27 protein-coding genes are annotated in these 24,822 nt (G+C 49.4%); 18 read left to right on the forward strand and 9 right to left on the reverse strand.

Annotated elements, in window-relative coordinates; translation table 11 throughout:
- The first annotated feature begins 139 nt into the window (after positions 1-139).
- The 3 genes from IZU99_03530 (at position 140) to IZU99_03540 (ending at position 2,964) form a co-directional block, all read left to right on the forward strand.
- A complete protein-coding gene (locus tag IZU99_03530; GenBank protein UOO38730.1) occupies positions 140-775 on the forward strand; it encodes a cobalamin-dependent protein in 636 nt (211 codons plus the stop codon).
- A 14-nt stretch (positions 776-789) separates the two neighbouring features.
- A complete protein-coding gene (locus IZU99_03535) occupies positions 790-1,599 on the forward strand; it encodes a dihydropteroate synthase (protein UOO38338.1) in 810 nt (269 codons plus the stop codon).
- A gap of 222 nt (positions 1,600-1,821) precedes the next feature.
- Entirely contained in the window at positions 1,822-2,964 is a 1,143-nt protein-coding gene (locus tag IZU99_03540; protein UOO38339.1) for an aldo/keto reductase, read from the forward strand.
- A gap of 109 nt (positions 2,965-3,073) precedes the next feature.
- Here the strand turns inward: IZU99_03540 and IZU99_03545 are convergent, their stop codons facing one another.
- Both IZU99_03545 and IZU99_03550 read right to left on the reverse strand, forming a co-directional pair.
- Positions 3,074-6,133, reverse strand: coding sequence for an EAL domain-containing protein (locus IZU99_03545; protein UOO38340.1), 3,060 nt, complete (start codon positions 6,131-6,133; stop codon positions 3,074-3,076).
- 59 nt (positions 6,134-6,192) lie between these two features.
- Complete coding sequence (locus tag IZU99_03550) at positions 6,193-6,609, reverse strand: hemerythrin family protein (GenBank protein UOO38341.1); 417 nt, start codon at positions 6,607-6,609, stop codon at positions 6,193-6,195.
- A 422-nt stretch (positions 6,610-7,031) separates the two neighbouring features.
- Between IZU99_03550 and rsxC the strand changes: the two genes are divergently transcribed.
- Genes rsxC through IZU99_03565 form a run of 3 tightly spaced genes read left to right on the forward strand, consistent with a single transcriptional unit; the run spans position 7,032 to position 10,554 of the window.
- Positions 7,032-8,996 carry an electron transport complex subunit RsxC gene (gene rsxC / locus IZU99_03555; GenBank protein ID UOO38342.1) on the forward strand — a complete coding sequence of 655 codons (1,965 nt, stop codon included), beginning with the start codon at positions 7,032-7,034 and terminating at the stop codon, positions 8,994-8,996.
- A gap of 1 nt (position 8,997) precedes the next feature.
- Complete coding sequence (locus tag IZU99_03560; GenBank protein ID UOO38343.1) at positions 8,998-9,615, forward strand: methylenetetrahydrofolate reductase C-terminal domain-containing protein; 618 nt, start codon at positions 8,998-9,000, stop codon at positions 9,613-9,615.
- A gap of 57 nt (positions 9,616-9,672) precedes the next feature.
- Positions 9,673-10,554: a methylenetetrahydrofolate reductase gene (locus IZU99_03565; protein UOO38344.1), complete on the forward strand. Its 882-nt coding sequence runs from the start codon at positions 9,673-9,675 to the stop codon at positions 10,552-10,554.
- A 189-nt stretch (positions 10,555-10,743) separates the two neighbouring features.
- Here the strand turns inward: IZU99_03565 and IZU99_03570 are convergent, their stop codons facing one another.
- The 4 genes from IZU99_03570 to IZU99_03585 all read right to left on the reverse strand — a co-directional run bounded on the left by IZU99_03570 (position 10,744) and on the right by IZU99_03585 (position 13,608).
- Positions 10,744-11,268: a hypothetical protein gene (locus IZU99_03570; protein ID UOO38345.1), complete on the reverse strand. Its 525-nt coding sequence runs from the start codon at positions 11,266-11,268 to the stop codon at positions 10,744-10,746.
- A 105-nt stretch (positions 11,269-11,373) separates the two neighbouring features.
- Positions 11,374-12,150 carry a flagellar motor protein MotB gene (locus tag IZU99_03575; GenBank protein UOO38346.1) on the reverse strand — a complete coding sequence of 259 codons (777 nt, stop codon included), beginning with the start codon at positions 12,148-12,150 and terminating at the stop codon, positions 11,374-11,376.
- A 6-nt stretch (positions 12,151-12,156) separates the two neighbouring features.
- Entirely contained in the window at positions 12,157-12,948 is a 792-nt protein-coding gene (gene motA / locus IZU99_03580; protein UOO38347.1) for a flagellar motor stator protein MotA, read from the reverse strand.
- Positions 12,949-13,128: 180 nt separating this feature from the next.
- A complete protein-coding gene (locus IZU99_03585) occupies positions 13,129-13,608 on the reverse strand; it encodes a DtxR family transcriptional regulator (protein ID UOO38348.1) in 480 nt (159 codons plus the stop codon).
- Positions 13,609-13,735: 127 nt separating this feature from the next.
- On the opposite strand from IZU99_03585, the gene IZU99_03590 reads away from it, so the two are divergent.
- From IZU99_03590 to IZU99_03615, 6 genes are all read left to right on the forward strand, one after another.
- Entirely contained in the window at positions 13,736-13,984 is a 249-nt protein-coding gene (locus IZU99_03590; GenBank protein UOO38349.1) for a ferrous iron transport protein A, read from the forward strand.
- Between the two features lie 75 nt (positions 13,985-14,059).
- Entirely contained in the window at positions 14,060-16,201 is a 2,142-nt protein-coding gene (feoB, locus tag IZU99_03595) for a ferrous iron transport protein B (protein UOO38350.1), read from the forward strand.
- A 172-nt stretch (positions 16,202-16,373) separates the two neighbouring features.
- Positions 16,374-16,694, forward strand: a complete 321-nt coding sequence (locus IZU99_03600; GenBank protein UOO38731.1) for a helix-turn-helix transcriptional regulator — start codon at positions 16,374-16,376, stop codon at positions 16,692-16,694.
- Positions 16,695-16,698: 4 nt separating this feature from the next.
- A complete protein-coding gene (locus tag IZU99_03605) occupies positions 16,699-17,067 on the forward strand; it encodes a DUF1048 domain-containing protein (GenBank protein UOO38351.1) in 369 nt (122 codons plus the stop codon).
- Positions 17,067-17,840 (forward strand): ATP-binding cassette domain-containing protein, encoded by a 774-nt coding sequence (locus tag IZU99_03610; protein UOO38352.1) that lies wholly within the window; start codon positions 17,067-17,069, stop codon positions 17,838-17,840. Before IZU99_03605 ends, IZU99_03610 begins: the two co-directional genes overlap by 1 nt.
- Positions 17,830-18,588, forward strand: a complete 759-nt coding sequence (locus IZU99_03615; protein UOO38353.1) for an ABC transporter permease — start codon at positions 17,830-17,832, stop codon at positions 18,586-18,588. Before IZU99_03610 ends, IZU99_03615 begins: the two co-directional genes overlap by 11 nt.
- Positions 18,589-18,691: 103 nt before the next feature.
- On the opposite strand, the gene IZU99_03620 is transcribed toward IZU99_03615, so the two are convergent.
- A complete protein-coding gene (locus IZU99_03620) occupies positions 18,692-19,054 on the reverse strand; it encodes a hypothetical protein (protein UOO38354.1) in 363 nt (120 codons plus the stop codon).
- 104 nt (positions 19,055-19,158) lie between these two features.
- Entirely contained in the window at positions 19,159-19,458 is a 300-nt protein-coding gene (locus tag IZU99_03625) for a nitrous oxide-stimulated promoter family protein (GenBank protein ID UOO38355.1), read from the reverse strand.
- Positions 19,459-19,669: 211 nt separating this feature from the next.
- Here IZU99_03625 and IZU99_03630 point away from each other — a divergent pair, with 211 nt between their 5' ends.
- Positions 19,670-19,816, forward strand: a complete 147-nt coding sequence (locus tag IZU99_03630; GenBank protein UOO38356.1) for an integrase — start codon at positions 19,670-19,672, stop codon at positions 19,814-19,816.
- A gap of 45 nt (positions 19,817-19,861) precedes the next feature.
- Here IZU99_03630 and IZU99_03635 read toward each other — a convergent pair whose 3' ends face one another.
- Positions 19,862-20,833 (reverse strand): hypothetical protein, encoded by a 972-nt coding sequence (locus IZU99_03635; protein UOO38357.1) that lies wholly within the window; start codon positions 20,831-20,833, stop codon positions 19,862-19,864.
- Between the two features lie 324 nt (positions 20,834-21,157).
- On the opposite strand from IZU99_03635, the gene IZU99_03640 reads away from it, so the two are divergent.
- The 5 genes from IZU99_03640 to IZU99_03660 all read left to right on the forward strand — a co-directional run bounded on the left by IZU99_03640 (position 21,158) and on the right by IZU99_03660 (position 24,809).
- Positions 21,158-21,544 (forward strand): RNA methyltransferase, encoded by a 387-nt coding sequence (locus IZU99_03640; GenBank protein UOO38732.1) that lies wholly within the window; start codon positions 21,158-21,160, stop codon positions 21,542-21,544.
- A gap of 119 nt (positions 21,545-21,663) precedes the next feature.
- Entirely contained in the window at positions 21,664-22,485 is an 822-nt protein-coding gene (locus IZU99_03645) for a ParA family protein (protein UOO38358.1), read from the forward strand.
- On the forward strand, positions 22,442-23,380 hold the full coding sequence (locus IZU99_03650; protein ID UOO38359.1) for a ParB/RepB/Spo0J family partition protein: 939 nt from the start codon (positions 22,442-22,444) through the stop codon (positions 23,378-23,380). Before IZU99_03645 ends, IZU99_03650 begins: the two co-directional genes overlap by 44 nt.
- A gap of 72 nt (positions 23,381-23,452) precedes the next feature.
- A complete protein-coding gene (locus tag IZU99_03655) occupies positions 23,453-24,394 on the forward strand; it encodes a helix-turn-helix domain-containing protein (protein ID UOO38360.1) in 942 nt (313 codons plus the stop codon).
- Positions 24,395-24,446: 52 nt separating this feature from the next.
- A complete protein-coding gene (locus IZU99_03660) occupies positions 24,447-24,809 on the forward strand; it encodes a hypothetical protein (GenBank protein UOO38361.1) in 363 nt (120 codons plus the stop codon).
- Positions 24,810-24,822 lie beyond the last annotated feature (13 nt).

Raw genomic sequence — 24,822 nt, forward strand, 5'->3', positions numbered from 1 at the left:
GGATGGCTGAGAAAACAAATTATGAATTGCTGCAGGAAGCAATGAACGAAATGCTGCCGCCTGACGACGGGCTGAAATACGCAATATCGCAGCTGTATACATTATTACTTATTTTATAAACAGGTTGGGAGGTTCTATGATGATTGATATTAATAAGCTCCAGACGGCAATGGGAGACCTGGAGGAAGACATTGTCGTTGACATGGCGCAAGAGATTATGGCAAACGGCGGCGCTGGCGCGGCGGAAGCCGTTGAGGCTTGCAAGGCCGGTATGGAAACGGTCGGCAGCCGCTTTGAATCGGGGGACTACTTTGTGTCCGACCTCATCTATGCCGGTGATATTTTAACAAAGGCCATCAAGATTATGGCGCCCGCGCTGAGCAGCGGCGGCGGCGAGAAGACCGGAAGAGTGATTCTCTGCACCGTCAAGGCGGATTTGCACGATATCGGTAAGAACATCGTCAAAGCGCAGCTGGAATCCTCCGGATTCGAGGTACTGGATTTAGGAATTGACGTGCCGCCTGAAGTGATCGTCAAAACGGCCAAAGAAGAGAACATCGATATTATCGCCCTCTCCGGTGTTTTGACGCTGGCGCTTGACTCCATGAAGGCGACTGTTGATGCCTTCAAAGCCGCCGGGATGCGTGACAAGGTTAAAATTATTATCGGCGGCGCGCCTGTTACCGAGCAGGCTTGCATCGGCACCGGTGCCGACGAGTGGGCAATCAATCCGCAGAAGACGGTGAGCGTCTGCACGGCTTGGTCTAAAAAATAAGAAAAGGTGTCCTCATGATCATAATTGGTGAAAAAATTAACGGCGCAATCCCTAAAACGGCGGAAGCCATCAAAAATCGGGATGAGGCGTATATTGTCGGCCTCGTCAAAGCGCAGGAGGAGAATGGTGCGGATTATCTGGACGTCTGCGCAGGGACCTCCCCGGAGGAAGAGTATGACGCGCTTTGCTGGCTTCTCGACATCGTTCAGAAACACGCGACGAAGCCGCTTTGCATTGACAGCCCGGACCCCATTATGCTGATTCGGATTTTCCCCCAGCTCAAAAAGCCGGGTCTTCTCAATTCCATCTCGATGGAAGGGGAGAAGTGCCAGCTGCTGCTGCCGCTCTTGAGAGACAACCCGGAATGGCAGGTCGTCGCGCTGGCTTGCGATAACGGCGGCATCGCCGCCTCGGCAGACGACAAGGTGCGCATCGCCTTTGACCTTGTTGAAAAGGCGGCGGAATACGGCGTCGGGCCGGAGCGGATTCATATCGACCCGTTGGTGCTGGCGCTCTCGGCCGTTAACGACTCGGCCGTCCAGTTTTGCCAGGCGATACGACGCATCAAGGAAAAGTATCCAACGGTCAACATCACGGCGGCGCTCTCCAATGTCTCCTTTGCGATGCCGGAGCGGAAGCTCGTAAACCGCAGCTTTCTGACGATGTCGATGATGTCCGGCCTTGACTCCGTTATTGCCGACCCGGCAAACAAAGATATTATCGGCACCATTTTCGCGACGGACGCGCTGTTAGGGCGCGACCGCTTCTGCCGCCAGTACAACAAGGCCTTCAGAGAAGGAAAGCTTGCCACGGCAAAAAAATAAGTCGTCTCGCAGTGCTGGCAAAAAGCTTATGAAATAAGGACGCCTTATTTTCATATGATATCCCTCTGGTTATACAAACTGCCATAGCTCATCGTCCAGCTATGGCAGTTTGTATTGCCATATAGTACCGGTATTAAATATCATCATGGCACCTCTTGACTTCCTATATACTTGAAGATGTATACTGATAGAGGATCATGATTTGGAAATGGAGTGAGAATTTTGGAATATGCGCCTTATGGAAAAACAGGGATGACGGTATCGCGTTTCGGCCTCGGCTGCATGCGCTTTCCCGATGATGAAAAAGAAGCCATCGCCATGGTCCGATATGCTATTGACAACGGCGTCAATTATCTGGATACGGCTTATGTTTATGAGGGCAGTGAGGTCACGACAGGCAAAGCGCTGAAAGACGGCTACCGCGGAAAAACGTACCTCGCCACGAAAAGCCCGATCTGGAAGATCGGAAAACATGAGGATTTTGAAAAATACCTCGACGAGGAGCTCCGAAGCCTTGGGACGGATTATGTCGATGTCTATCTGCTGCACAATCTCTACCCGGATAATTGGGAGAAGGTGAAGCGGTACGATGGCCTTAAGTTTTTAGATAAGATGATCGAAAAGGGGAAAATCCGCCACAAGGCGTTTTCCATCCATAGTACGCTGGAGCATTATAAAGAGATCGTCGATGCCTATGACTGGGAAATGTCACAGATTCAGCTTAATATCCTCGACACGCACATGCAAGCCGGCCTTGAAGGGCTTCAATACGCAGCAGCTAAGAGCCTCGCCGTCGTCATCATGGAGCCGCTGCGCGGCGGGGCAATCCTGGGCAATGTCCCTCCAGAGGTCTCGGCGATGCTTGCCGCATATCCCGAAAAAAGGCCGCTTGTCGAGTGGTGCTTCCGCTGGCTGTACAACATGCCGGAGGTGACGCTTGTTTTAAGCGGCACGAGCACGATGGATCAGCTCAAGGATAACCTGAGAATTTTTGAAGAGGGTAAGCCCGGCGTCATGAACGCCGAGGACCTGGCGCTCATTGCAAAGATCAAAGAGGCGTATGATGCCAGACGCAGCATCGGCTGCACAGGCTGCCGGTACTGCATGCCTTGCCCGCAGGGCGTCAACATCCCCGAAATCTTCAAGCTTTTTAACAGCTTTCAGTTTTCAAAACCGTCCTTAATCGACCCGCTCGTCTATCAGGAAACGTTTTTGCCCGAAGGTACCGGTGCCGACCGGTGCGTCGCGTGCGGTCTGTGCATGGAGCACTGCCCGCAGACGCTTGCGATTCCCGAGCTGCTGCAATTGGCGCACACCGAGCTTTCCGAGGATATGGAGTCATTCATTAGATATGTGACGCAGTGACAGCGTTACATCTGGCGCATCGCTATGGGGGCTAGAGTATCAGGAAAAAAATGTTTAAAAAAGCTTGTATGCCGGTTTCGGGGCATACAAGCTTTTTTCGGATCAATCGTTATCGGAGGTTGTTTTCAATGTCCTCGGCGCTCATCGGCTTGTAAAAGAAAAAGCCTTGCACATCGTCGCACTGCTCCGCTTTTAAGAACGCCAGCTGCTCAGCGTTTTCAACACCTTCGGCGATAACCTTTAAATCGAGGTTCTTAGCGAGGTTGATAATTGTTCGGACAATGGCCTGATCCTTCTCGCTGTCTTCGATGCCGTCAACAAACTGCTTGTCGATTTTGATTTTGTCAATCGGCAGCTCTTTTAAACGACTTAAAGAGGAGTAATCCGTCCCGAAATCGTCGATGGCGATCAGGATGCCGAGACTTCTGAGACAGTTCATTAGGCCCAAAACGTTACTTGTTTCGTTCATCGCGGCACTTTCGGTGATTTCAATTTCCAAAAACGCTGGAGCGAGACCTGTCTTTTTAAGGATTTTGTGCAGATTCTCGGTAAAATTCTGGTTGCGCAGCTGATAGGCCGATACGTTGACAGCGATTGTTCCGGGGTTTAATCCTGCGTCTTGCCAGGCCTTTGCCTGACGGCACGCCGCCTCCAGCACCCATTCGCCAATGTCGCCAATCACGCCGATCTGCTCAGCAATTGGGATAAAAACAGCTGGTGAAACGAGCCCGAGCTCAGGGTGACGCCACCGGATTAACGCTTCGACACCGATAATTTCACCAGTCGTTAGGCTGACCTGCGGCTGATAATTCAAATAGAGCTCATCACGATCTAAAGCGCGATACAGGCTGTTGGTAATTTTAATTTTGCGAAGCACTTCGTTTTTAAGCGCTGTGGTGCAAATGACAAATTGATTTTTTCCGTTTTCCTTGGCTTTGTACATGGCGATATCGGCGTTTCTGATCAGGCTGTCCATATCGGTCCCGTCAAACGGATACATGGAGATACCAACGCTCGTTGTAAGGTTATATTCCTGCCCGTCGAGACTAAAAGGCTGCTTTAAAACCTCCATAATCTTCTCGGCGATGAAGACGATGTCCTCGTCTCGTGCGATATTATTAATCAGGATTAAGAACTCGTCCCCGCCGAAACGCGAGACTGTATCGGATAATCGGACGGATTTGACAAGCTTGTCGGAAACGGTCTTCAAAAGGGTGTCGCCGCCTTCGTGCCCGATCGTATCGTTAATTGTCTTGAAGGAATCGAGGTCGATAAAAATGACGCCGAGCAGTTTTTCCGTCCTTTTTGCCAGTGCGATGGCCTGATCGAGCCGATCACGGAATAAGCGCCTGTTTGGCAGACCTGTCAAATGGTCGTGATAGGCCATAAAGCTGATTTCTTTTTCAGCTTCAATTTTTAATAGGGCATCATTAAAAATATTAGCGATAATTTTTAAAATCCGCAGCTCGTCATCCACCCATGACCGCGAATTGTTATCGGTATTACACTGCATAATTCGGATGGTGTTCGTCTTTTCCTCAATTGGGATCGCAATGAGCGCGCGGGTGTTTTCTGCCTGAAGCTTATTTCGGATGCTGATTGCAGTTTCCGGCAAAAGCGAAACGTCCGGGATATAGATCGGCTCATTGTTTGAGAGATGGTTAAAAAGCCAGGCCATATCCGTCTGTGCGATGGTATACGAAAAACTTGTGCCGATTTGCATTTTGTTGACATTCCAGATATTTGTGCCATCAACCGTATAACGCTCCGTGTCGACCAAGAGAATGCTGATGCTGTCAATGGCGAAGAGTTTCCCGACAATTCGGATAACCCAGTTCATTTTTTCATCGATATTTGACGCGTTGACGTTAATAAAATCAGACGATATCTCGGAAATGAATTTTTGAAGGCGCAGCTGGTCGGCATTCTGCTTAAGTCTATTAATGTAGATTTTATTGATATAGTAAGCGATGACAAGGGTGAAGCACAAGATGGCAAGACGCCCGATATAATTGGCGCTGCCGATTACTACCGTTGATTCCTGTGTCAGCAGCCAGATCAAAACCTGTGTCGAGAGGATTGACACGGATATTGACAATAAAACGACCGGCTTGTTAAAAACCATTGAAATGACGATGAACAGGAATGAAACTGACCAAACTGTCACGCTGCCGTAATCGGCAAATAACAATATGATCCCAGGGATTGTGACAAAGATGATACCGATCAGGACGATATCTTTCACATAATTTCTGACCTTGATCATTCTAATCACATATATGGCAATACCAAATATCAGAATAGAGCAGCTGGAAAGCAAAGAGCGGTAGATATTCTCAGAACCAGTTAACTGCAAAACAACGCTCAGGACGCTCCCGAGTATGAGCGCGATGGACAAGAACTGATAGACTTTTCCTTGAGTCGATTTTGTTAAGATCAATTCAGCCTGATTGAAAGGCTCTGATGTCATAAGACCATGCTGAATGATTGAATAGTAGATGAAAACGATCGGCACCAATATGATGATGGGGGCGATTTGCGGGATGTTATCCGAAAAAATGATGTTACCAAAAATATCTGTTATGGAACCGATAATAAATGCTGCCAAAAACGAATAGACAATGGCGTCAGCCTGCTTTTTGATGCGGCGTGATGCGGCGTGCCTGCCATACAGCCAGATGAGTGTGAGCGAACACATCATGTAAGCGACGTAGTAGATGCTAAAGACCCAGTCCCAAACGCTGCTGTTTGCGACATTAGCCCACCCAGCCGCTGTCTCAACAAACCGATAAAGCTGAGCGGCCATGGTGCCGGATATAGCGAAAACATAAACTGTTATGGCGGCGGGCGCATATAGAAGCGGATAAAGCCACCATTTTTTCAGAAGTGCCTCCTTTTGAGAGAAAACGAGGGCAAAATGCAGCAAAACGGCAAACTGGGAGCCCCAACCAACGGCGCTAACCCTTCTCCAAAGAAGACACGTCTCCATATTGGGGGCGTTAATCGCCATTGAAAAGCCGACGGCCCAAAAGGTTAATGCGATGCAAAGGGTAAAGAAAATTCTGTTTAGGTTTTTTTTTGGTGCGAGGTATAGAATAAAGCCGCCGATCATCAAACTGATAATACCGGAATAATAAAACAAAATTCGGAGCACGACACTGGCACTCAAAAAAATCACCCATCCAATTCATACTAGAAGTCCAAACCGTCATGAAAATTTGTCGCCTTTTATTCAATGCCGAGATTGTTGAAAAAGTCTTTATATTTCATATCAGTTTTTAAAATATGCGCCATAACCCAGCCGTTGATGAAATCAATAATATGCCGGAGCGATTCCGAGCTGCTGAAATTTACGTCGCCATTTTCAAGGTCAAGAATTTTTTTAATAAACGCTTTGTGGGCGTCACGGTGTTCCTCATAATCCGGATAATGATATTTTTGCATGAGCGATTCTTCGTATGTAAAATGGTAGATGGAATAATCCTTGAGCTGGTCAATAACATCCAGGATTTCATCCTTAAAATCGATTTGTGTACAGATGGGCTCTAGAATGTTGAGCTTCGAGCTGATTTCAAAGAGTTTTTTGTGCTGGTTGTCAATTTCTTTGATATTGCAGCTTGTGCTGTTTCTCCATCTTACTGCCATGGGGGATCCCCTCTCCGAAAACAACGTGTCGGCTTGAGCTGCCGATTCAACCGGGGCCGTCCTGCCGCTTTAAGCGTTCTATTATGTATATCGGTGCGATTGACCGCAGCATAAGGAGGCTGCCGGATTTTCTTGGAAAAAAATCGGCGGCTTCTGTCGTTTGCGTTTGCATTTAATTATTGAAAATTAATTCTGACGAATTATATAGACGAAAATTGCCAAAATTTTATTCGATTTTATAAAATTGAATTTTATATTTATAAAAATCGTTAAATTAGACTAGAAATAAAAAGCGATTTTTGATATAAATCAAATGTTGTGGTGGGTTGCGTTATAGATATGATGTTTTGATATCATAATTTGTTGTTACTGTGTATTCATCCGTATTATTTAATGCATTAAGTTTAGGGGGGAAAATTGAATTGGAGGATTACACCAAGTTTAAATTAAAAAGAAAGGAAGAGCTTGCCCCGTTCCTGCAGGACAAAAATGATATTTTTGTCGTTGCCTGTAACAAATGCTTCAAGGAATTTGAAATTGGTGACGAGCCGGAATGCAGCGCTTTCGAGCAAATTGCCGCCGAGCAGGGAAAAACGCTTGTCGGCTGCGTAAAAATCGATTTCCTGTGCAACAAGACGACGACGGCGAAAAAGCTTCAGGAGGCCCTGCCGACAGAAGCGAAAAACGTCTTCGTCATTTCATGCGGTCTCGGTATTCAGACGGTCGCGGACCTGGCCGAAACGCCGGTTTACGCCGCAAGCGATTCCATGACCTGCCGTGGCAGCCACGGTATGGCGCTGACAACAGCGCGCTGCGACGCGTGCGGCCAGTGCTATTTAAACCTGACCGGCGGCATCTGCCCGATCGTTGACTGCTCGAAGAGCCTCGTCAATGGGCAGTGCGGCGGCGCGAAAAACGGCAAGTGCGAAGTTGACAAGAATATGGACTGCGGTTGGCAAAAGATCTATGAAAAGATGGATCAGCTGGGCCGCGCATCCGAGATATCCAATCTGTCATCACAGCTTCGCGACTATTCGAAAATTAACTTTAAAACGATCAGCGCATATGTCAAGTCCATCCGCGAGGATCGCTTTGAAGGCTATTACGGCGGTATTCATCCCTCCGAGCGCAAAGAGCTCAGCGAACATCTCTCGCTCGTGCGCTTCCCGGATCCGAAAACCGTTGTTATTCCGCTGTCACAGCATGCGGGCGCTCCGGCAGAGCCGATTGTTGAGGCGGGCCAGCAAGTTTTTGTCGGCCAGAAAATCGCCGAGGCGAAGGGCTTCATCTCAAGCCCGATTCATTCAAGCGTCAGCGGTACGGTAACAGCTGTAGAGCCGCGTCGGCATCCGATAACGGGCGCGGATATTATGTCCGTCGTCATTGCGTCCGACGGGAAAAACACACCGCATGAATCGGTTAAACCGGCCGGCAGCCTCGATAGCCTTACAGCGGATGAGATCGTTGAAATCGTCCGTGACAAGGGTATCGTTGGCATGGGCGGCGCCGGTTTCCCGACGGCCGTCAAACTCAAGCCCCCGAAGCCTGTTGACACGGTTTTGCTCAACGGCTGCGAATGTGAGCCGCTACTGACGGCCGATCACCGCGTGATGGTTGACTTTGCAGATGACATTATTTTCGGCCTCAAGGCTATTTTAAAGGCCTCCGGCGCTGCCAAGGGCATTATCGCCGTGGAGGACAATAAGCACGACGCGATTGAAGTGCTGCAGGCCAAAACAGCCGACATCGATAATATCGAGGTCGTTGTTGCGAAAACAAAGTACCCGCAGGGCGCTGAAAAAATGCTCATCAAGCGCTGCCTGGGACGCGCCGTGCCGTCCGGCGGCCTGCCGGCCGACGTTGGCGCCATCGTCAGCAACATCAGCACCGTCAAGGCCATTTCAGACGCCATTCAGACGGGCATGCCGCTCGTCGAGCGCGTTGTGACGGTGACAGGTGAGAAGATGAAGAAGCCCGGCAACTTCATCATCAAGGTCGGTACCTCCGTCAAGGAAATTGTCGACTACTGCGGCGGCGTTATTGGCGACGATGTCACGATCAAAATGGGCGGCCCGCAGATGGGCTTTGTTCAGAATGATCTCAATGTCCCGGTCATCAAGGGGACAAACGGTATCATCGCCATTGAGACGATCGTCACCGAGCCGTCGCCCTGTATCAAGTGCGGCCGCTGCGTCGACGTCTGCCCGATGGAACTCAAGCCGCTGTATTTCACCAAATACGCGGGCGCCGAGAACTGGCAGGGCTTCAAAGACCAGAGCGTTATGGACTGCATCGAATGCAAATGCTGCGAAACGATCTGCTCGTCCAAAATCCCGATCCTCGGCATGATTAAAACAGGAAAAAAAGCTATAAGGGAGGGTAAATAAGATGTTAATTACCCAACTGAAACAAAAAGAAGATATCGCCGTTCTGGCAAAAGGAAAAACCGTTATCATCAACTGCCACGGCTGCAAAGAAGTCTTCTTCCCCGAGCACGAAGCTGAAGCGCTTGAAAAGGAACTGTCAGCGGAAAAGGACGTGACGCTAATCGTCACAACGGATTACATATGCAACCCCGACCATCAGAGCCTCCAGCTCAAAAAGCACATGGAAAAGATTAAAGACGCCGATACGGTGCTCGTTTTCTCCTGTGGTGTCGGCGTGCAGACCGTTGCCGATACGCTTGGGGACAAAAAGGTTTTCGCGGGCTGCGACACGCTGCCGCTTCCCGGTTTTCAAGGTGTCACACCGCTGGAATTTGACTGCGGCCAGTGCGGCGAGTGCTATCTCAACTACACCGGCGGCATCTGCCCGATTACTGCGTGCTCCAAGAGCCTCGTCAACGGCCAGTGCGGCGGTGCCAAAAACGGCAAATGTGAAGTCGACAAAGACATGGAATGCGGCTGGGAACGTATTTACAGAAAGCTTGAAAAGCTCAACAAGCTTGATACTTTAAAGTTTGCTGCAAAAGTCCGCAAATACGGCGATCCAGACGCAGAAAAATAAAACAATCTGCTGTTGTTGTTTTCAGTAAAAGTTTATTAAGAAAAGGAGCGATAATAAATGAGACTTACCGAGAATTTCCAACGTGGCGAGTTTGTCGTGACGGCGGAAATAGGGACCCCGAAGGGGTGTCATATCGATCATTTGCTTCACGAAGTGGACACGTTTTTAAAAGATAAGGTGACGGCCGTTAACGTGACGGATAACCCGTCCTCCGTTATGCGTCTTGGGTCGCTGGCGACCTGTAAAGCCCTGAAGGACAGAGGCAACAATCCGATTTTCCAGCTGACGTGCCGTGACCGCAACCGCATTGCGCAGATGTCGGATGTTTTGAGCGCGGCCATGCTCGGCATTGACAATTTACTTCTTCTCACCGGCGACCATACGACAATGGGTGACAACCCGCAGGCTAAGCCCGTTTTTGACCTTGATTCCGTGTCGCTTCTCCACATGGTCAAGAAGCTCGAGCAGGGTGAAGATCTTGCCGGCAACGCTCTGGAAGGCGAGCCCCCGAAGTTTGCCAAGGGTGCCGTCGTGTCGGCCTGCAGCGACTCGCCGGATGTCCAGCTGGCGAAAATGGAAGCAAAAGTCAAGGCCGGTGCCGAGTACTTCCAGACACAGGCCGTTTTTGAGCCGGAGAAATTCATCCGTTTCATGGAGAGAGCCAAGCAGTTCGGCATACCAGTCATGCTCGGCGTTATCATCCCGAAGAACGCTGGTATGGCAAAATATATGAACGACAACGTCGCCGGCATCAGTGTCCCCCAGGAGCTGCTCGACGAACTGAAGGCAGACAAGGAAAAGACTAAAGCCGGCATCACGGGCGTCGAAATTACCTCCCGCATCATCAACCAGTGCAAAGACTACTGCCAGGGCGTTCACATCATGGCGCTGGGCTGGGAGTCCAAGGTACCGGAAATCCTCGAGAAGTCCGGTCTCTAAGCCGCCGCTGCGCACCGAATACCGTTCAAAAACAGGCCGATATTATCGGCCTGTTTTTTGTGCTTTACCTGTTTTTACAGAGAATTCAACGAAGTTTCAGATAGCATTAACCGGCGTAAGTAAGACCAGACAGATGCAGACCGAACGTAATACAAAGGGGACCGAGCGACTATTTTAGTTTGTGTAGCCTCAGCATTTCCAGTCGATCTTCGCGGGGTTTGGCTCGTTCCGAACGGCAATAGACTGCAGTGCCTTCAACATATGACCGCATTCTTCAGCGGCCCGGCCCTCGATTTGTTCCCACGGCGCATGTGGTCCGAGCGCGGCATACGCAACGGCAAGAGCGCCGTAGAGCGGCAGGCCGATACAGTGCCTTGCCGAATGAATTGTTGACGCCGCCTGCCCGATTGCTCTGGCGGCGGCCTGCGCGGCGGGGTGCCCTTCCGCTTCGCGTGCCGCTTCGTGGCAGGCGAGGATGGCCTTTTTCGCCTGCGGCAGCTTAATGGCTCCCGACAGCCACGCATGCGCGGCATCCAGCGCGCTTTTTGGGCGCAAATCGTCCGGGAAATCCTTGCTGAAGAGCGGCAGCAGGACGCTCTCGGCATAATCAAGAGCCCACACAGCAAGCGTCCGTTTGCTCTGCGTTTCGATTAATGTGACAAGTGCCTGAATATAGGGCGCGTCCCAGTCGCTGAGCATTTTACGTGCTTTCATGAAATCACCTCAAACTTGAAATGTCGAAAACGGGCCGAATGCATAGTTCGGCCCGTTTTTTGCATGTGATATGAAATGTCTGTTAGGGCAGCGGCGCCTGTTGACTTACGGTTCAACCTGTGATTCCAGATTGTCATATTTTTCGCTGAGAATAATGATGTCAATGCGCCTGTTGGCGGCTTGTCCTTCCGGTGTTGAATTATCGGCAACCGGCCTGTATTCACCGTATCCGACGGCGACTATCCGGTCGGGCTGAATACTGCACTCACTGATAAACAAGCGCGCAACGCGGGAGGCGCGGGCAGTTGACAGCTCCCAGTTAGAAGGGAAGATCGACCCGCTGACAGGGACGTTATCCGTATGACCTTCAATTCGGATATATTTGTCCAGCGTGTTAACGGCCTCAGCAACTTTTTTCAGCGTGTCGATATGATCGGCTTTGATATCGGCGCTGCCCGAATCAAAAAGAATGGCGTTGTTCATGGTAATGACAAGACCGCGCATATCGATGGTTGTCGAAATGGTTGACGACATATTTTCGCTTTGAAAAATTTGGTCGAGCTTTTCCTTCGTGTCGGCAAGGCTCTCATACTCCAGCTGGCCCAGATATTCTTTTGTAGCTTCCTCGGCAGCACTGTCGGCTGACGGGGGAGCTTCTCCCGGTGATACTGCAGCTTGCCCGCCTTCCCCGGCACCTGCGCCCTCGGCCATCATCGCTTGGCTGAAGGATTCGGACATGGCAACAGCCTTTTGTTGGTCAATTTTACTGACGGCAAAAAGAACGATAAAAACGGCCAGCAGCAGCGTCATTAAATCTGAATACGGCAGAAGCCATGCTTCACCGGCTTCTTCTTCCTGATGGTGATTTTGTTTTTTCGACATTTTAGATCACCCTTTGCTTTTTTCTAATTCTTCATAGACCTTTGCCTGCTTCTTCTGGGGCAGAACCGATATGAGCTTTTCCTTAATCTTGATCGGGGAATCGCCGCGATAGAGGGCCAGTGCGCCTTCCACAACAAGATATTTGCAAAACGCCTCCTCGTGGCTTTTAACCTTTAACTTTTTGGCGAAAGGATTCCATAAAACATAACCGGTAAAAATACCGAGAATTGTCGCAATAAAGGCGGCGGCAATCGCTTCGGCCATAGCATCCGTATTATCAATGTGGGACATCGCGGCGATAAGACCGAACACGGCACCCAGAACGCCCAATGTCGGCGCATACGCACCGGCCGATGAAAAGATACTGGCGTTTTCTTCGTGCCGTGCCGACATCGCGGCGATTTCACCTTCAAGAATATCTCTGATGGCATCTTCCTCCACGCCGTCCACGACGAGACGAACAGCTTTTTTGATGAAGGGGTCATCGATGGCCTCAATATTTTTTTCAAGAGCCAAGAGGCCCTCTTTTCTGGCCGCCGTTGAGAGATTCACCATCGTCGAGATGATCTCAACCTCTTCAAGGCCTTTCGTTTTTTTCATGATGATACCGAACAAGGCACCAAGGCTTTTTAATTGCTTGCCAGTAAAAGAGTTGAGAATTGTCGCAGCGGTGCCGACGAAAATAACAAAAAAAGCCGCCGGATTCAAAAATACGGTGAAGCTGATTTTCTTAAAGATCATGGCCCCGATAACCGCGATAAAACCAATGAGAACGCCGAGAAGTGATGTCAAATCCATACGGTGTGCTTCTCCTTATGATTATAACCGAATTGAACGTTATCTGCCTTTTAAATTATCATTTTTCGACAAAGTGTTCAATATTATTTATCGTTAAAAAACTGCTGAAATATAGGAGAAAAACGCATAATTTAACCGGCAGGGACGTTTTAAGTCTCTGCCGGTTAAGTGGGCGCTTTATTATTTCTTTTGTTCTTTAAAGGATAAAAATTTTCTGCGGACGTCGTCATCGTTTTGAAAAAAAGTGAGAATATCGTTGAGATCATTGACCGTTTCAGGGCTTAAGCTGTGTTCAATAAGCTCCGCCTCTTTCAAAGGGGTGAGGTTTCCGATGAGGCGCAAAAAATTCTCGACCGTTTCATGCCTTTTGAGCAGATATGACCCGGCATCAAGCCCAAGCTCTGTCATCTGGATAATGCCGTAGCGGTCGTATTTCAAATAACCGTAATACGTCAGCTTCGAAATCATTTTGGATGCCGACGGCGGGCGGACGTTTAAAAGCTCTGAAAGCTGCCCGACGCGGGCGTAGCTGTTGGATAGGCACAGCCGATACGTCATTTCAAGATAATCTTCCATCGCGGGTGTCAAATTACCCACCTGCCGATTGAGGAGCTGATAGCCCCGAACCGTTCTAAAATCTGAGACACTTTCGTCTTTCATAGGCTCAGACCCTTCAAATAAAATCTCTAGGTTGTATAGTTTATTCGTCACACGCTCGCATTCATGACCATATATTAGCAGCGGGTAACAAAATTCACCCGCACTCAGAAAACAGGACGTAAGGAGGATGATTGTGAATATCGATCACATACCGCTCACGCAGCTTCCGATTGGTCAAAAAGCGTATGTATCGAAGCTCCTTTCAGACGGTGATACAAGAAGACGCATGCTGGACCTCGGCATTATTGACGGGACGGAGATAGAACCGCTGTATAAAAGCCCGTCCGGAAACCCCATTGCATATGCGATACGGGGTGCCGTCATTGCCCTGCGGGCAGACGTGTCCAAAAATATTGTGGTATCAGTATTATTATGAGTGCGGGGCGGCTGTCGTCTTGACGGTACATATCAAAGCGGCGGCCGCCCCGCACCTTCATATAAGGAGAAACGTATGGGACTCACTGGCACATCAACCGGCGCGGGAGTCATAAGCCGCGTCGGTCTACATATTGAAAGAGAAACGTCGCAGGATAAAATAATTGCGCTCGCAGGCAATCCGAATGTCGGCAAAAGCACCGTTTTCAACAGCCTGACAGGACTAAACCAGCATACGGGTAACTGGCCGGGCAAAACCGTCGCGCTCGCCGTCGGAAAATGCCGTTTTCAGGATCAAAACTTCATTGTGGTTGATCTCCCGGGGACGTATTCGCTGATGGCAAACACAGCGGAAGAAGAGATTGCCCGCGACTTTATTTGCTTTGGCGGAGCCGACGCCGTCGTCATTGTCGCCGATGCCACTTGCCTTGAGCGAAACCTGAACCTCGTGCTTCAAACCTTGGAAATGACCGACAAGGTGGTGCTCTGTGTCAATCTCATGGATGAGGCCGACAAAAAGAAGATACGACTGGACCTCGGCCGCCTGTCGTCTGACCTTGGCATTCCAGTTGTTGGGACTTCTGCCCGCAGCGGGAAAGGCCTTGATTGCCTGATGGAAGCCGTGGCCTCGATTGCTGACGGCAGCGTTGAAACAACACCGGTAAGGGTAACTTACGACGATGAGATCGAGAAGGCCATTTCGATGGTGGAGCCCGTCATCGCGCGTGTTACAGACAGGCGCGTTCGCAGCAGATGGCTATCACTCAAGCTCCTGGAAGGGGACAGCAGTCTCAAAAGCGCCTTGATAGACAATATCGGCGGCGACTTCCTAGGGCTTGTCGCGCCGAGCCTATGTCAAGCCGAGGTGCTTTTAAAAGAGGCCGGCTATTCGGCTGAGGTGCTTCGGGATCATCTTGTGACGCGAATGATCAAAGCAGGTGAGCACATTGCAAGCGGCGTCATATCCTACAGCCGAAAAGATCACGCCGAACGGGACCGGAAGATGGATAAAATCCTCACATCAAAGCTGACCGGTTTTCCCATCATGCTGTTACTGTTATTCGGCGTGTTTTGGATCACGATGGCAGGCGCCAATATTCCATCCGGGTGGCTGGCTGACGGGCTTTTCTGGCTTCAAAATCGGCTGAACGAATTATTTGTATGGATGTCGGCGCCTGTGTGGCTCAAGGGCGTTTTTGTCGACGGCATCTATCGCACGCTGGCTTGGGTCGTCTCTGTGATGTTGCCGCCGATGGCCATTTTTTTCCCGCTGTTTACACTGCTGGAGGATTCGGGTTATCTGCCGCGGATTGCCTTTAATCTCGATAATTTCTTCCGCAAAGCCTGCGCGCACGGGAAACAGGCCCTGACGATGTGTATGGGCTTCGGCTGCAACGCCGCGGGCGTTATCGGCTGCCGCATCATTGATTCGCCCCGCGAGCGCCTGATTGCGACCATTACCAATAATTTTGTGCCTTGTAACGGGCGTTTCCCCACGTTGATTGCCATTATATCCATGTTTTTTGCCATGGGCGGCGCCGGGGCGTCCGTCGTCTCAACGCTTATTTTGACGGCCGTCATCGTCCTAGGCGTGACGATGACCGTTGTGATGTCAAAGCTGCTGTCGAAAACAATACTCAAGGGGATGCCCTCTGCCTTTAACCTGGAGCTGCCGCCGTACAGGCGGCCGCAAATCGGCAAGGTCATCGTCCGCTCCGTCTTCGACAGGACGCTGTTTGTGTTGTTCAGAGCTGTCGTCGTCGCCGCACCGGCCGGTCTTGTCATTTGGGTTTTCGCCAATGTCGATGTCGGGAATATGAGCTTGTTAGCCCACGGGGCGGCATTACTAGATCCCTTTGCCAAACTCTTTGGGCTTGACGGCATTATTCTGATGGCCTTCATACTCGGATTTCCGGCAAATGAAATCGTCGTGCCTATCATCATCATGAGCTATTTGGCCACAGGGTCGCTGACGGAGCTGAGCAGCTTGGCCGACCTGCATACGCTGCTTGTTCATAACGGCTGGACATGGCTGACGGCCGTTTGCGTCATGCTGTTTTCACTGATGCACTGGCCATGCGGCACGACGTGTATGACAATCCGCAAGGAAACGCAAAGCTTAAAATGGACGGCGGTGTCAGTCGCCGTGCCGACAATAACGGGGTTGACGATTTGTTTTTTTGTCGCAAACACCGCGCGTCTTCTCGGCCTCGCCTGACGGCACTTTTAATAGGATGCTTGCCGCAGCCCCGAAGGGCGCGGGCGGACAAGCCTTCCAGGCTTCAAAAATTTTATCAGCCCACTTGACAGCTCCGCTACTATGTAGTACGATATACCGGTAGTAAGTAATACTTCATATCGGTTATATAGACTAGTAAAGGGTGATAGTACTGGATAATCTCACTGAAATGCTCAAAGGGGTGCTTGAGGGCTGTGTCCTTGAAATCATCAGCCGCGAGCAAACGTACGGTTATGAGATCACGCGGCGGTTGAATTCCCTCGGTTTTACAGATGTTGTGGAGGGAACGGTGTACACCATTTTGGTGCGGCTTGAGAAGAATAAGCTTGTGGACATCGAAAAAAAGCAGTCCGACATGGGGCCGCCGCGCAAGTTTTTTATGCTCAACGACGCGGGACGTGCAGAGCTGCGGCGATTCTGGGAAAAATGGGAGTTCGTTGTGTCAAAATTGGATCATTTAAAGGAGGGGTAATCAAATGTCTGAATTCTTTGATAACTATTTTAATATTAAGAAAATGATTGACAGCAAGCGGGCATACAAGCAGCAGATGGCGAGGGTTGCCGCGCTGCCGGAGGATTATCGATACGTCTTCAAGAAAATTCAGTCACATATGTGGATGTTTGCCTCAGGTGCCGGCTACGACATGCTGAAAATTCATGAAGATTTGATCGATCTGTTCGAATCCGGTGCGGCAGAAGGCAAGCCTGTTTTGGAGATGACCGGCGAGGACGTGGCCTCGTTCTGTGATGAGCTTTTACGCAGCGCCAGAACATACACGGGAGACTGGCGTGCAACGCTCAACCGCGACATACAGAAAAAACTTGGAAAAAGGAAAGATTCATAATGATGGAAACAGCCATAGAAGCTAACGGTCTGCGAAAATCCTTCAAAGAGACGGACGTTCTGAAGGGCGTCGATTTCGCAGTACGGCGCGGTGAGATTTTCGCCCTCTTGGGCGCAAACGGCGCGGGAAAGACGACGATCGTAAAAATCCTTTCAACGCTCATTCGGCCCGACGGCGGCGCGGCGCGCGTCTGCGGCTTTGACGTCGGGCGCGAGCCCGACAAGGTGCGGCAGTCCATCAGCCTGACGGGGCAATTTGCCGCTGTGGACGGCATTCTAACCGGGCGGGAGAACCTTATTCTTATTGCCAAATTACGCGATACAGCCAATCCCCAAGAAGTTGCCAACAGACTGCTAGAGCGCTTTGGCCTCCGCGATGCGGCGGACCGTCGGGCAGGAACGTATTCCGGCGGCATGACGCGTCGGCTCGATATCGCCATGAGCCTTATTGGGTCGCCCCCCGTCATATTTCTGGACGAGCCGACGACCGGGCTTGACCCCGAGGCGCGTATGGAGGTTTGGAAAATGGTGAAGGAGCTGGCGGCAAATGGCACAACGGTATTTCTGACGACGCAGCATTTGGAGGAAGCGGAGCAGCTTGCCGACAAAATCGCGATCCTGCACGGTGGTAAAATCATCGTGAGCGGGACGCTTGATGACTTAAAGCAGCTGTTCCCGCCCGCAACGGTCGAATACATCGAAAAACAACCAACGCTCGAAGAAATTTTCCTCGCCATCGTCGGCAAAAAGGAGCGTGCTTCCGATGAAAAATAAAACAGTTGTCCTGTTCGGGCGCTCCATGCGGCACATTCTGCGCAGCCCCGATACGATTATCACAGTCGCGATTGTCCCGATCATGATGATGCTGCTCTTTGTCTACGTCTTCGGCGGCGCAATCAAAATGAGTATGGACCCCAATGTGAATTACGTCACCTATCTGCTGCCGGGCATCCTGTTGATGGCCATCGCCAGCGGAATTGCCTACACCGCATTGCGCCTGTTTATGGATATACAGGGCGGGCTTTTCGCGCGCTTTAGCGCTATGCCCATCAAACGCGCGTCAATACTGTGGGGGCATGTCCTCACATCGCTTGTTTCCAACGCAATTTCTGTTGCTGTGATTATCCTTGTAGCCTTGTTGATCGGCTTCCGTTCCGGCGCGGGCATCCTTTCATGGCTGGCCGTCACTGGGATTCTGGCGCTGTTTACCCTGGCGCTGACGTGGGTCGCGGTTCTGCCGGGCCTCACGGCAAAATCCATGGAAGGCGCAACCGCTTTTTCTTATCCGCTCATATTTCTGCCCTTTATCAGCTCCGCCTTTACCCCGACCGAAACAATGCCGCCTGTCGTACGCGCCTTTGCCGAAAACCAGCCGGTGACCTCGATTGTGGACGCCATCCGGGCGCTCTTGACGAACCAATCGGTTGGCAATGATATCTGGGTCGCGCTTATATGGTGCGTTGGGATTTTGATCGTTGCGTATATCATCGCCATGATGGTGTATAAACGCAAAATCGCCTAAACGTCACAGCATATTCAGACTGGCAGCAGCACTGGCAGGTTCACAAAACAAACAAGGCACCCGGCGCTTCAGACGTCGGGTGCCTTGTTATACTTAATTTTTTCTATCTTTCACTGATTTCTTCTTCAATCAATGATTTTGAGATCGTCATGGCCTCGATTATTTTTGTAAAGCGCTTGTACTGCGCGGTGCCCTCCGTACAATTCAGCTGTGCTTTTTCACACTTGCTGATGATGGATATGATAGGCGGCAGCGCTTTCGCCAAATCTTCCTTTGTGTATGTGCCGGTTATTTTTTCTCCTTGCAAGAATGATTTCGATATGTAAAGGGCTTTTATCCTGTTTTGAAGGAGTGTGTACTGAGACGTCCCCACAGCAAATTTCGGCTGCTGCTTTTCACAGCGCCGGATCAGTGACGATACCATGAGCAGCGCATTTTCAATTTCTTCTGTCGAATAATTGCCCAATTTCTTTTACCTCAACAGTCCGGCTTTGTCTGTGATGATCAACACCACCTTAACAAATTAAAATCTCATCGCTTATTTAAACCTTTTGTTCTAAAAACGCCGTTTTAAGTGCCGAAAAGATGCTTCAGCGCCCGAAGCGGAAAATGGATGATCATCCGCGGGCCGGAATAGCGCATCACTTTTCTGATGTTTTCGCGCATAACGGGCTTATAGCAGTGCGCCGTACATTTCGAGCAGGCTGGTTTTGCGTTGCCGTATCTGCACGCCTCCAGTCTTTTGGCAGCATAGTCCAGCAGGTCGCGGCAATGCGCGCATAAGGGTTCACCGTGCCGCTGGCCGCGACAATAAAGAGAAATCATAATGCGCAGTGTTTCTTTTTCACTTTCAATCCGTGTATTTTTCATCGTCCTGCCCGCTCCATCCGAGCTCATGATTAAGCACATTTTTCCGCTGTCCCGTTCAAGAAAATCACAGTTGCAAATAAAATCAGCTATTCATATGTCTGGATGATTTTATTTTACATTATATCCTGCATTAGAGAAATGTCCACCTATTCGTGGGAGAAGGCAAAAACGCTGGAAAGGGTTAGGCAGACGTGTTAAACGCATCACCGACATGGGCACTTTCCTACGGGAACAGCCAACCGCCCTGACCGAATACGACGAGCCGCTTGTTCGGCGCCTGATTGAAAAAGTCACCGTCTACGAGGACAAATTCACTGTGGAATTCAAGTCCGGCGTGACGGTGAATGTGGATGAATAAGGGGAATAAAAAAGCACTGCCAATTATGTCAGCAGTGCTTTTTTATTATTGAACTTCTATTAAATTATCTCCAACCACTCTATAATATTTAACAATCTTCGGTGCAACTGACATATTAGGTAATAATGAACCGTATTCTTCAGAGTTATAAAAATAAATGGAAACAAATTTCCTTATAAAGTGATAGTTATCAAAGAAGTTCTGTGGAACTTTCTTTTCATAATAATCAGTATAAGTATATCCGCAATACGTTAAACACCCCTTGATATCTTCGTATGCAGCCTGAAAAGAAATAGGCGCAAATGTTTCCATATCTGATAATAATGAAGGATATACAAGCAAGTAGCAATCTTTTTTCTCAGCAATCCAGTCCATACAGAGCGCGTATGTAGTATCGTATAAGCCTCTTGCCTTGGATAGTATTTTATCCAGAGTATCTAATATTTCCGGATACCTGCAAATTGTTGAATACCGTTTCATTTTAGACAATGGTGAATTAATAAAGCATTCAACAGTTGCGCCATAATAATATAGTTTTGTCGCTAATATTGTAATCTTATCAAATAAGTCGCATCTAGAATAGGTAGAACACACTGTTTCTTTTCCGGTATAGCAGTACGGGCATATTTCTTTGCTTTGGAGTATAGGGTATTCCTTGTTTTTTACTTCAATGATTGCTTCGTCAACATTAATTCTTATTTCATGTTCCAATAGGAAATCAGATAAAGGCGTTTTTTTCTGAAGCATTTCTCGCAGATTGAGAATACCGTTTGTCCGAAAGAAATTCAGACCTTCCTCATTGGCTGTTGTTATATGGCGACACATTATTGCAAGATTACTGCTGTTATATTTATTAAGGCTTAAATCGAATTCTTTCACGATAACCTCGGGGATAAGTGTATCCGGATTCACAGTCAAGAAATAAGACTTTAGTGCACCTGCATCTATTCTAAAATATTCTGAAAATTTTTCCACTAATTCGTTGGGTGTGTCATTAACAAAATCCACTGTTATCACTAAACCATTGCCTCCTTTCCAGACAACTGTATTTGCAAATAGTGACGTGCATGCCAAAACTTCGACCTGTTCCCACGCACACGCCAAAACTCAAAAAACATCTATCCTGTTCTCTCACCAAGCCCCAAAAACGCAAAACATCTATTCTGTCCTGTCGTGAAAGGCTGTTATTAATCCTGTTCTCTCACGAACGGAATCCGACCCGATAGACTTATTCCCTTGCACATGTAAAATCACATTTTGAGTGTACAGTTTGAAAACCACAAAAACACAGAAATGGCTTATTTACTGGGTTTTCCGTACATTTAATCTTTTACCCTTGACATCCACACCACCGTCTCAACGGTATTACCAAAGTCCCACAAAACTCCAGATAGCTATATTAACGTAACGGTAGTCTTTGGCAATGGGGATGGGATGATACCATTAGGTAAGGTTGACAATAGGCTTACCCTTAATAATATAGCTGAAAGGGCAGACGCATACAAGCCAAAACCACGAACTACTTACAAAATGATTAAAGAATATATCGTCGGAAAATACGGTTTCAACGTTCATACGGCATATATTGCCGAGGTGAAACGCGGTTTAGGTTTGCCAATGTACGATGCACCTAATGCGGTTGAAACATTAAAAAGACCAAGAAAACATCCCACTCCTGTTCATGTAGATGCTATCAAAGATGCGCTTACTCATTTTGAAATAATATAGAGAAATTGAATAGGAATATAAAAATTGCTTCTTACATTCTGTAAGGGGCAATTTTTTATATAGCAAATCAGCTTTATGTTGCTTGTTCTTATCGCTGAAATCAAAAGGAGGAAAGAAAATTGAATGCAAACATAATTGCCTGCGCCAATCAAAAAGGCGGTGTGGGCAAGACCACCACCTGTGCCAATCTCGGCATCGGACTGGCACAGGAAGGGAAAAAGGTGCTGCTGGTGGATTGCGACCCGCAAGGTTCGCTCTCCATCAGCCTGGGATACTCTCAACCGGACAGTCTTCCGGTAACGTTGGCAACCGTCATGGGCAAGGTATTGTCCGAAGAACCTATATCTCCAGAGGAAGGAATCCTTCGTCATGCGGAGGGCGTTGACCTCATGCCCGCAAACATTGAGCTTTCCGGAATGGAGGTTTCGCTGGTGAACGCCATGAGCCGTGAAACCATCCTGAGGCAATACCTGGATACCGTAAAACGCCAATACGACCACATCATTCTGGACTGTATGCCCTCTTTGGGTATGCTGACGGTCAACGCGCTGGCCGCCGCAAACAGCGTACTCATTCCCGTGCAGGCACAGTATCTTCCGGCAAAAGGGCTTGAGCAGCTTTTACAGACCGTGGGCAGAGTGCGTCGGCAGATCAACCCCAAGCTCCAGATCGACGGGATTCTGCTAACCATGGTAGATACCCGTACTAACTACGCCAAAGAAATCAGCGCTCTGCTGCGGGAAACCTATGGCGGCAAAATCAAAGTTTTCGGTACAGATATCCCACATTCTGTCCGGGCCGCCGAAATCAGCGCCGAAGGCAAGAGCATCTATGCCCATGATCCGAACGGCAAAGTAGCTGAGGCGTACCGAGAACTTACCAAGGAGGTGTTAAAGCTTGAAAAGCAGCGCCAAAAACATAAAGCTGACCTCGGTAGATGAAATTTTTTCCACGGAAGAATCCCGCGCGGACGCAAACCGGGAAAAAGTCATGGAACTGCCGTTGGCCGAGCTTTATCCCTTTAAAAACCATCCGTTTAGAGTTGTGGATGATGAGGCCATGCGGGATACAGCCGAGAGCATTGAGAAATACGGCGTACTTGTTCCTGCCATTGCGCGCCCCCGTGCCGAGGGCGGGTATGAACTTGTGGCGGGGCACCGGCGAAAGCGCGGCTGTGAGTTGGCTGGCAAGGAAACTATGCCGGTCATCGTCCGCAATCTGGACGACGATGCAGCCACAATTATCATGGTTGACAGTAATCTACAGAGAGACAGTTTGCTTCCCAGCGAACGGGCTTTTGCCTACAAATTGAAGCTGGAAGCTATCAAGAGACAGGCTGGCAGACCATCCAAAGAAAATGGTGACCAAGTTGGGCACAATTCTTTTGGCAAGCGGAGTGTGGAAATCATTGCTGAAAATGCCCCGGATAGTCGCAATCAAATACAGCGGTATATCCGTCTAACCGAGTTAACTCCCATCATTCTTGAAATGGTGGACACAAAGAAAATCGCCTTTAACCCCGCTGTGGAACTATCTTATCTTAAGCCGGAAGAACAGACGCTTTTGCTGGACGCAATGGACAGCGAACAGGCGACCCCTTCACTCTCACAGGCACAGCGACTTAAAAAGTTCAGTCAGGAAGGTACGCTTTCCATCGACGTGATGCGGGCCATTATGTCGGAGGAAAAGAAAAGCGAACTGGATAAGGTAACGCTGCCGAGCGACAAGCTCCGCAAGTATTTCCCCAAGTCATATACACCGCAACAGATGGAGGCAACCATTTTTAAATTGCTGGAGCAGTGGCAAAAGCGCCGACAGCGGGAACAGGAACGGTAACACGCGGCGTTTCGGGCGTTCTGACAGGAACGTCTTTTTTCATGCCCGCCCACGGAAAGGAGGTGCCTGCCTATGGCTGTATTTCGCGTGGAGAAAACGAGGGATTACACGGTTATGGCAAATCATCATTTAAAAAACCGGGCTTTAACGCTCAAAGCAAAAGGACTTTTGTCCTTAATGCTCTCCCTGCCGGAAGATTGGGACTATACGCTGAAAGGGCTATCCCTTATCAGCGTGGAGGGCATCGACGCGATCCGCGAGGCGGTCAGGGAATTGGAGTGCGCCGGATATATCATCCGTTCCAGAGAACGCAACGGCAAAGGGCAGCTCAAGGGTACGGAATATGTGATCTACGAAAAGCCTCATTCGTCCGAAGCCCCACCTGGAGGGGAAAACCCTGCACAGGAAAATCCAACATTGGATAATCCAACGCAGGAAAAGCCTATGCTGGGTTCTCCTGCATTGGCCGAGCCTATACAGGAAAATCCAACGCAATTAAATACTAAGGGATTAAAAACTTATCCAGAAAATACCCAAACAGTAAATCCTCATGGAGCAAATCCTTATCCATCAAATCCGAATCCATCCTATCGGGCAACCGGTTCGGAAAACTCTGCCGGATGGGATGAGATGGGATACGATGAGGCGTCCAGATACAGGGAAATGGTTCTGGAGAACCTCGAATACGACCTGCTGGTGCAAGACCGAAAAACAAACCGGGAACGGTTAGATGAAATTGTAGACCTCATCGTAGAAACGCTCTGCTCCACCAAGCCGACAATCTGCGTTTCAGGGGACGATTACCCCGCTTCGCTTGTGAAGGAAAAGCTGCTGCGGTTGACCAGCACCCACATGGATTACGTTTTTGAGTGCCTGGACAAAAACACCACCTATGTTCGCAACATCAAGAAATACCTGTTGGCTACCCTGTTCAACGCACCCAGCACCATCGACAGCTATTATTCGGCGCTGGTCAATCACGATCTGTATGGCGACGGCTCACGGGGACGGTAAACGTTCATCGCGGGCCTATTTTTATCCTCAAAACAGAAAGGAGAACCTTTGTATGAAACGACCCTTTGCCTACATCACCGCCCCCTGGGGCGCGAACGAGTTTGAAAACACGGAAGCCGCCGCGAAATACTGCCGGGCCGTGTACGACGCGGGCTTTGCCCCCATCTGCCCGATCCTGTGGCTGCCGCTCTTTCTCGCGGACGATATCCCGCAGGAGCATAAGGACGGTATCGACATGGCCCGCGACCTGCTGCGCCGCGCCCATGTACTGGTGGTCTGCGGGCATACCGTGGACGAGCAGGTGAAAAACGACATCGCCGTTGCCCAGCGCCTGAACATCACGGCCACGACGCTGGACGGCATCCTGACCGTGAAACGGCAGGGCCGGAAAGACCCGCAGTCCAAAAATCTTTAGGAGGAATACAGTT

Source organism: Oscillospiraceae bacterium CM (genome assembly GCA_022870705.1).
In the GTDB taxonomy this organism is placed as follows: Bacteria; Bacillota; Clostridia; order Oscillospirales; family Oscillospiraceae; genus Sporobacter.

Excerpts from the sequence above, each read along its gene's own strand:
- IZU99_03550 (UOO38341.1), bottom strand. The coding sequence starts at position 6,609 with ATGGCAGTAAGATGGAGAAACAGCACAAGCTGCAATATCAAAGAAATT.
- IZU99_03590 (UOO38349.1), top strand. The coding sequence starts at position 13,736 with ATGATTGTGAATATCGATCACATACCGCTCACGCAGCTTCCGATTGGT.
- IZU99_03630 (UOO38356.1), top strand. The coding sequence starts at position 19,670 with ATGGGCACTTTCCTACGGGAACAGCCAACCGCCCTGACCGAATACGAC.
- IZU99_03625 (UOO38355.1), bottom strand. The coding sequence starts at position 19,458 with ATGAAAAATACACGGATTGAAAGTGAAAAAGAAACACTGCGCATTATG.
- IZU99_03570 (UOO38345.1), bottom strand. The coding sequence starts at position 11,268 with ATGAAAGCACGTAAAATGCTCAGCGACTGGGACGCGCCCTATATTCAG.
- IZU99_03610 (UOO38352.1), top strand. The coding sequence starts at position 17,067 with ATGATGGAAACAGCCATAGAAGCTAACGGTCTGCGAAAATCCTTCAAA.
- feoB (UOO38350.1), top strand. The coding sequence starts at position 14,060 with ATGGGACTCACTGGCACATCAACCGGCGCGGGAGTCATAAGCCGCGTC.
- IZU99_03530 (UOO38730.1), top strand. The coding sequence starts at position 140 with ATGATTGATATTAATAAGCTCCAGACGGCAATGGGAGACCTGGAGGAA.
- IZU99_03605 (UOO38351.1), top strand. The coding sequence starts at position 16,699 with ATGTCTGAATTCTTTGATAACTATTTTAATATTAAGAAAATGATTGAC.
- IZU99_03535 (UOO38338.1), top strand. The coding sequence starts at position 790 with ATGATCATAATTGGTGAAAAAATTAACGGCGCAATCCCTAAAACGGCG.
- IZU99_03585 (UOO38348.1), bottom strand. The coding sequence starts at position 13,608 with ATGAAAGACGAAAGTGTCTCAGATTTTAGAACGGTTCGGGGCTATCAG.
- IZU99_03575 (UOO38346.1), bottom strand. The coding sequence starts at position 12,150 with ATGTCGAAAAAACAAAATCACCATCAGGAAGAAGAAGCCGGTGAAGCA.
- IZU99_03660 (UOO38361.1), top strand. The coding sequence starts at position 24,447 with ATGAAACGACCCTTTGCCTACATCACCGCCCCCTGGGGCGCGAACGAG.
- IZU99_03565 (UOO38344.1), top strand. The coding sequence starts at position 9,673 with ATGAGACTTACCGAGAATTTCCAACGTGGCGAGTTTGTCGTGACGGCG.
- motA (UOO38347.1), bottom strand. The coding sequence starts at position 12,948 with ATGGATTTGACATCACTTCTCGGCGTTCTCATTGGTTTTATCGCGGTT.
- IZU99_03655 (UOO38360.1), top strand. The coding sequence starts at position 23,453 with ATGGCTGTATTTCGCGTGGAGAAAACGAGGGATTACACGGTTATGGCA.
- IZU99_03560 (UOO38343.1), top strand. The coding sequence starts at position 8,998 with ATGTTAATTACCCAACTGAAACAAAAAGAAGATATCGCCGTTCTGGCA.
- IZU99_03615 (UOO38353.1), top strand. The coding sequence starts at position 17,830 with ATGAAAAATAAAACAGTTGTCCTGTTCGGGCGCTCCATGCGGCACATT.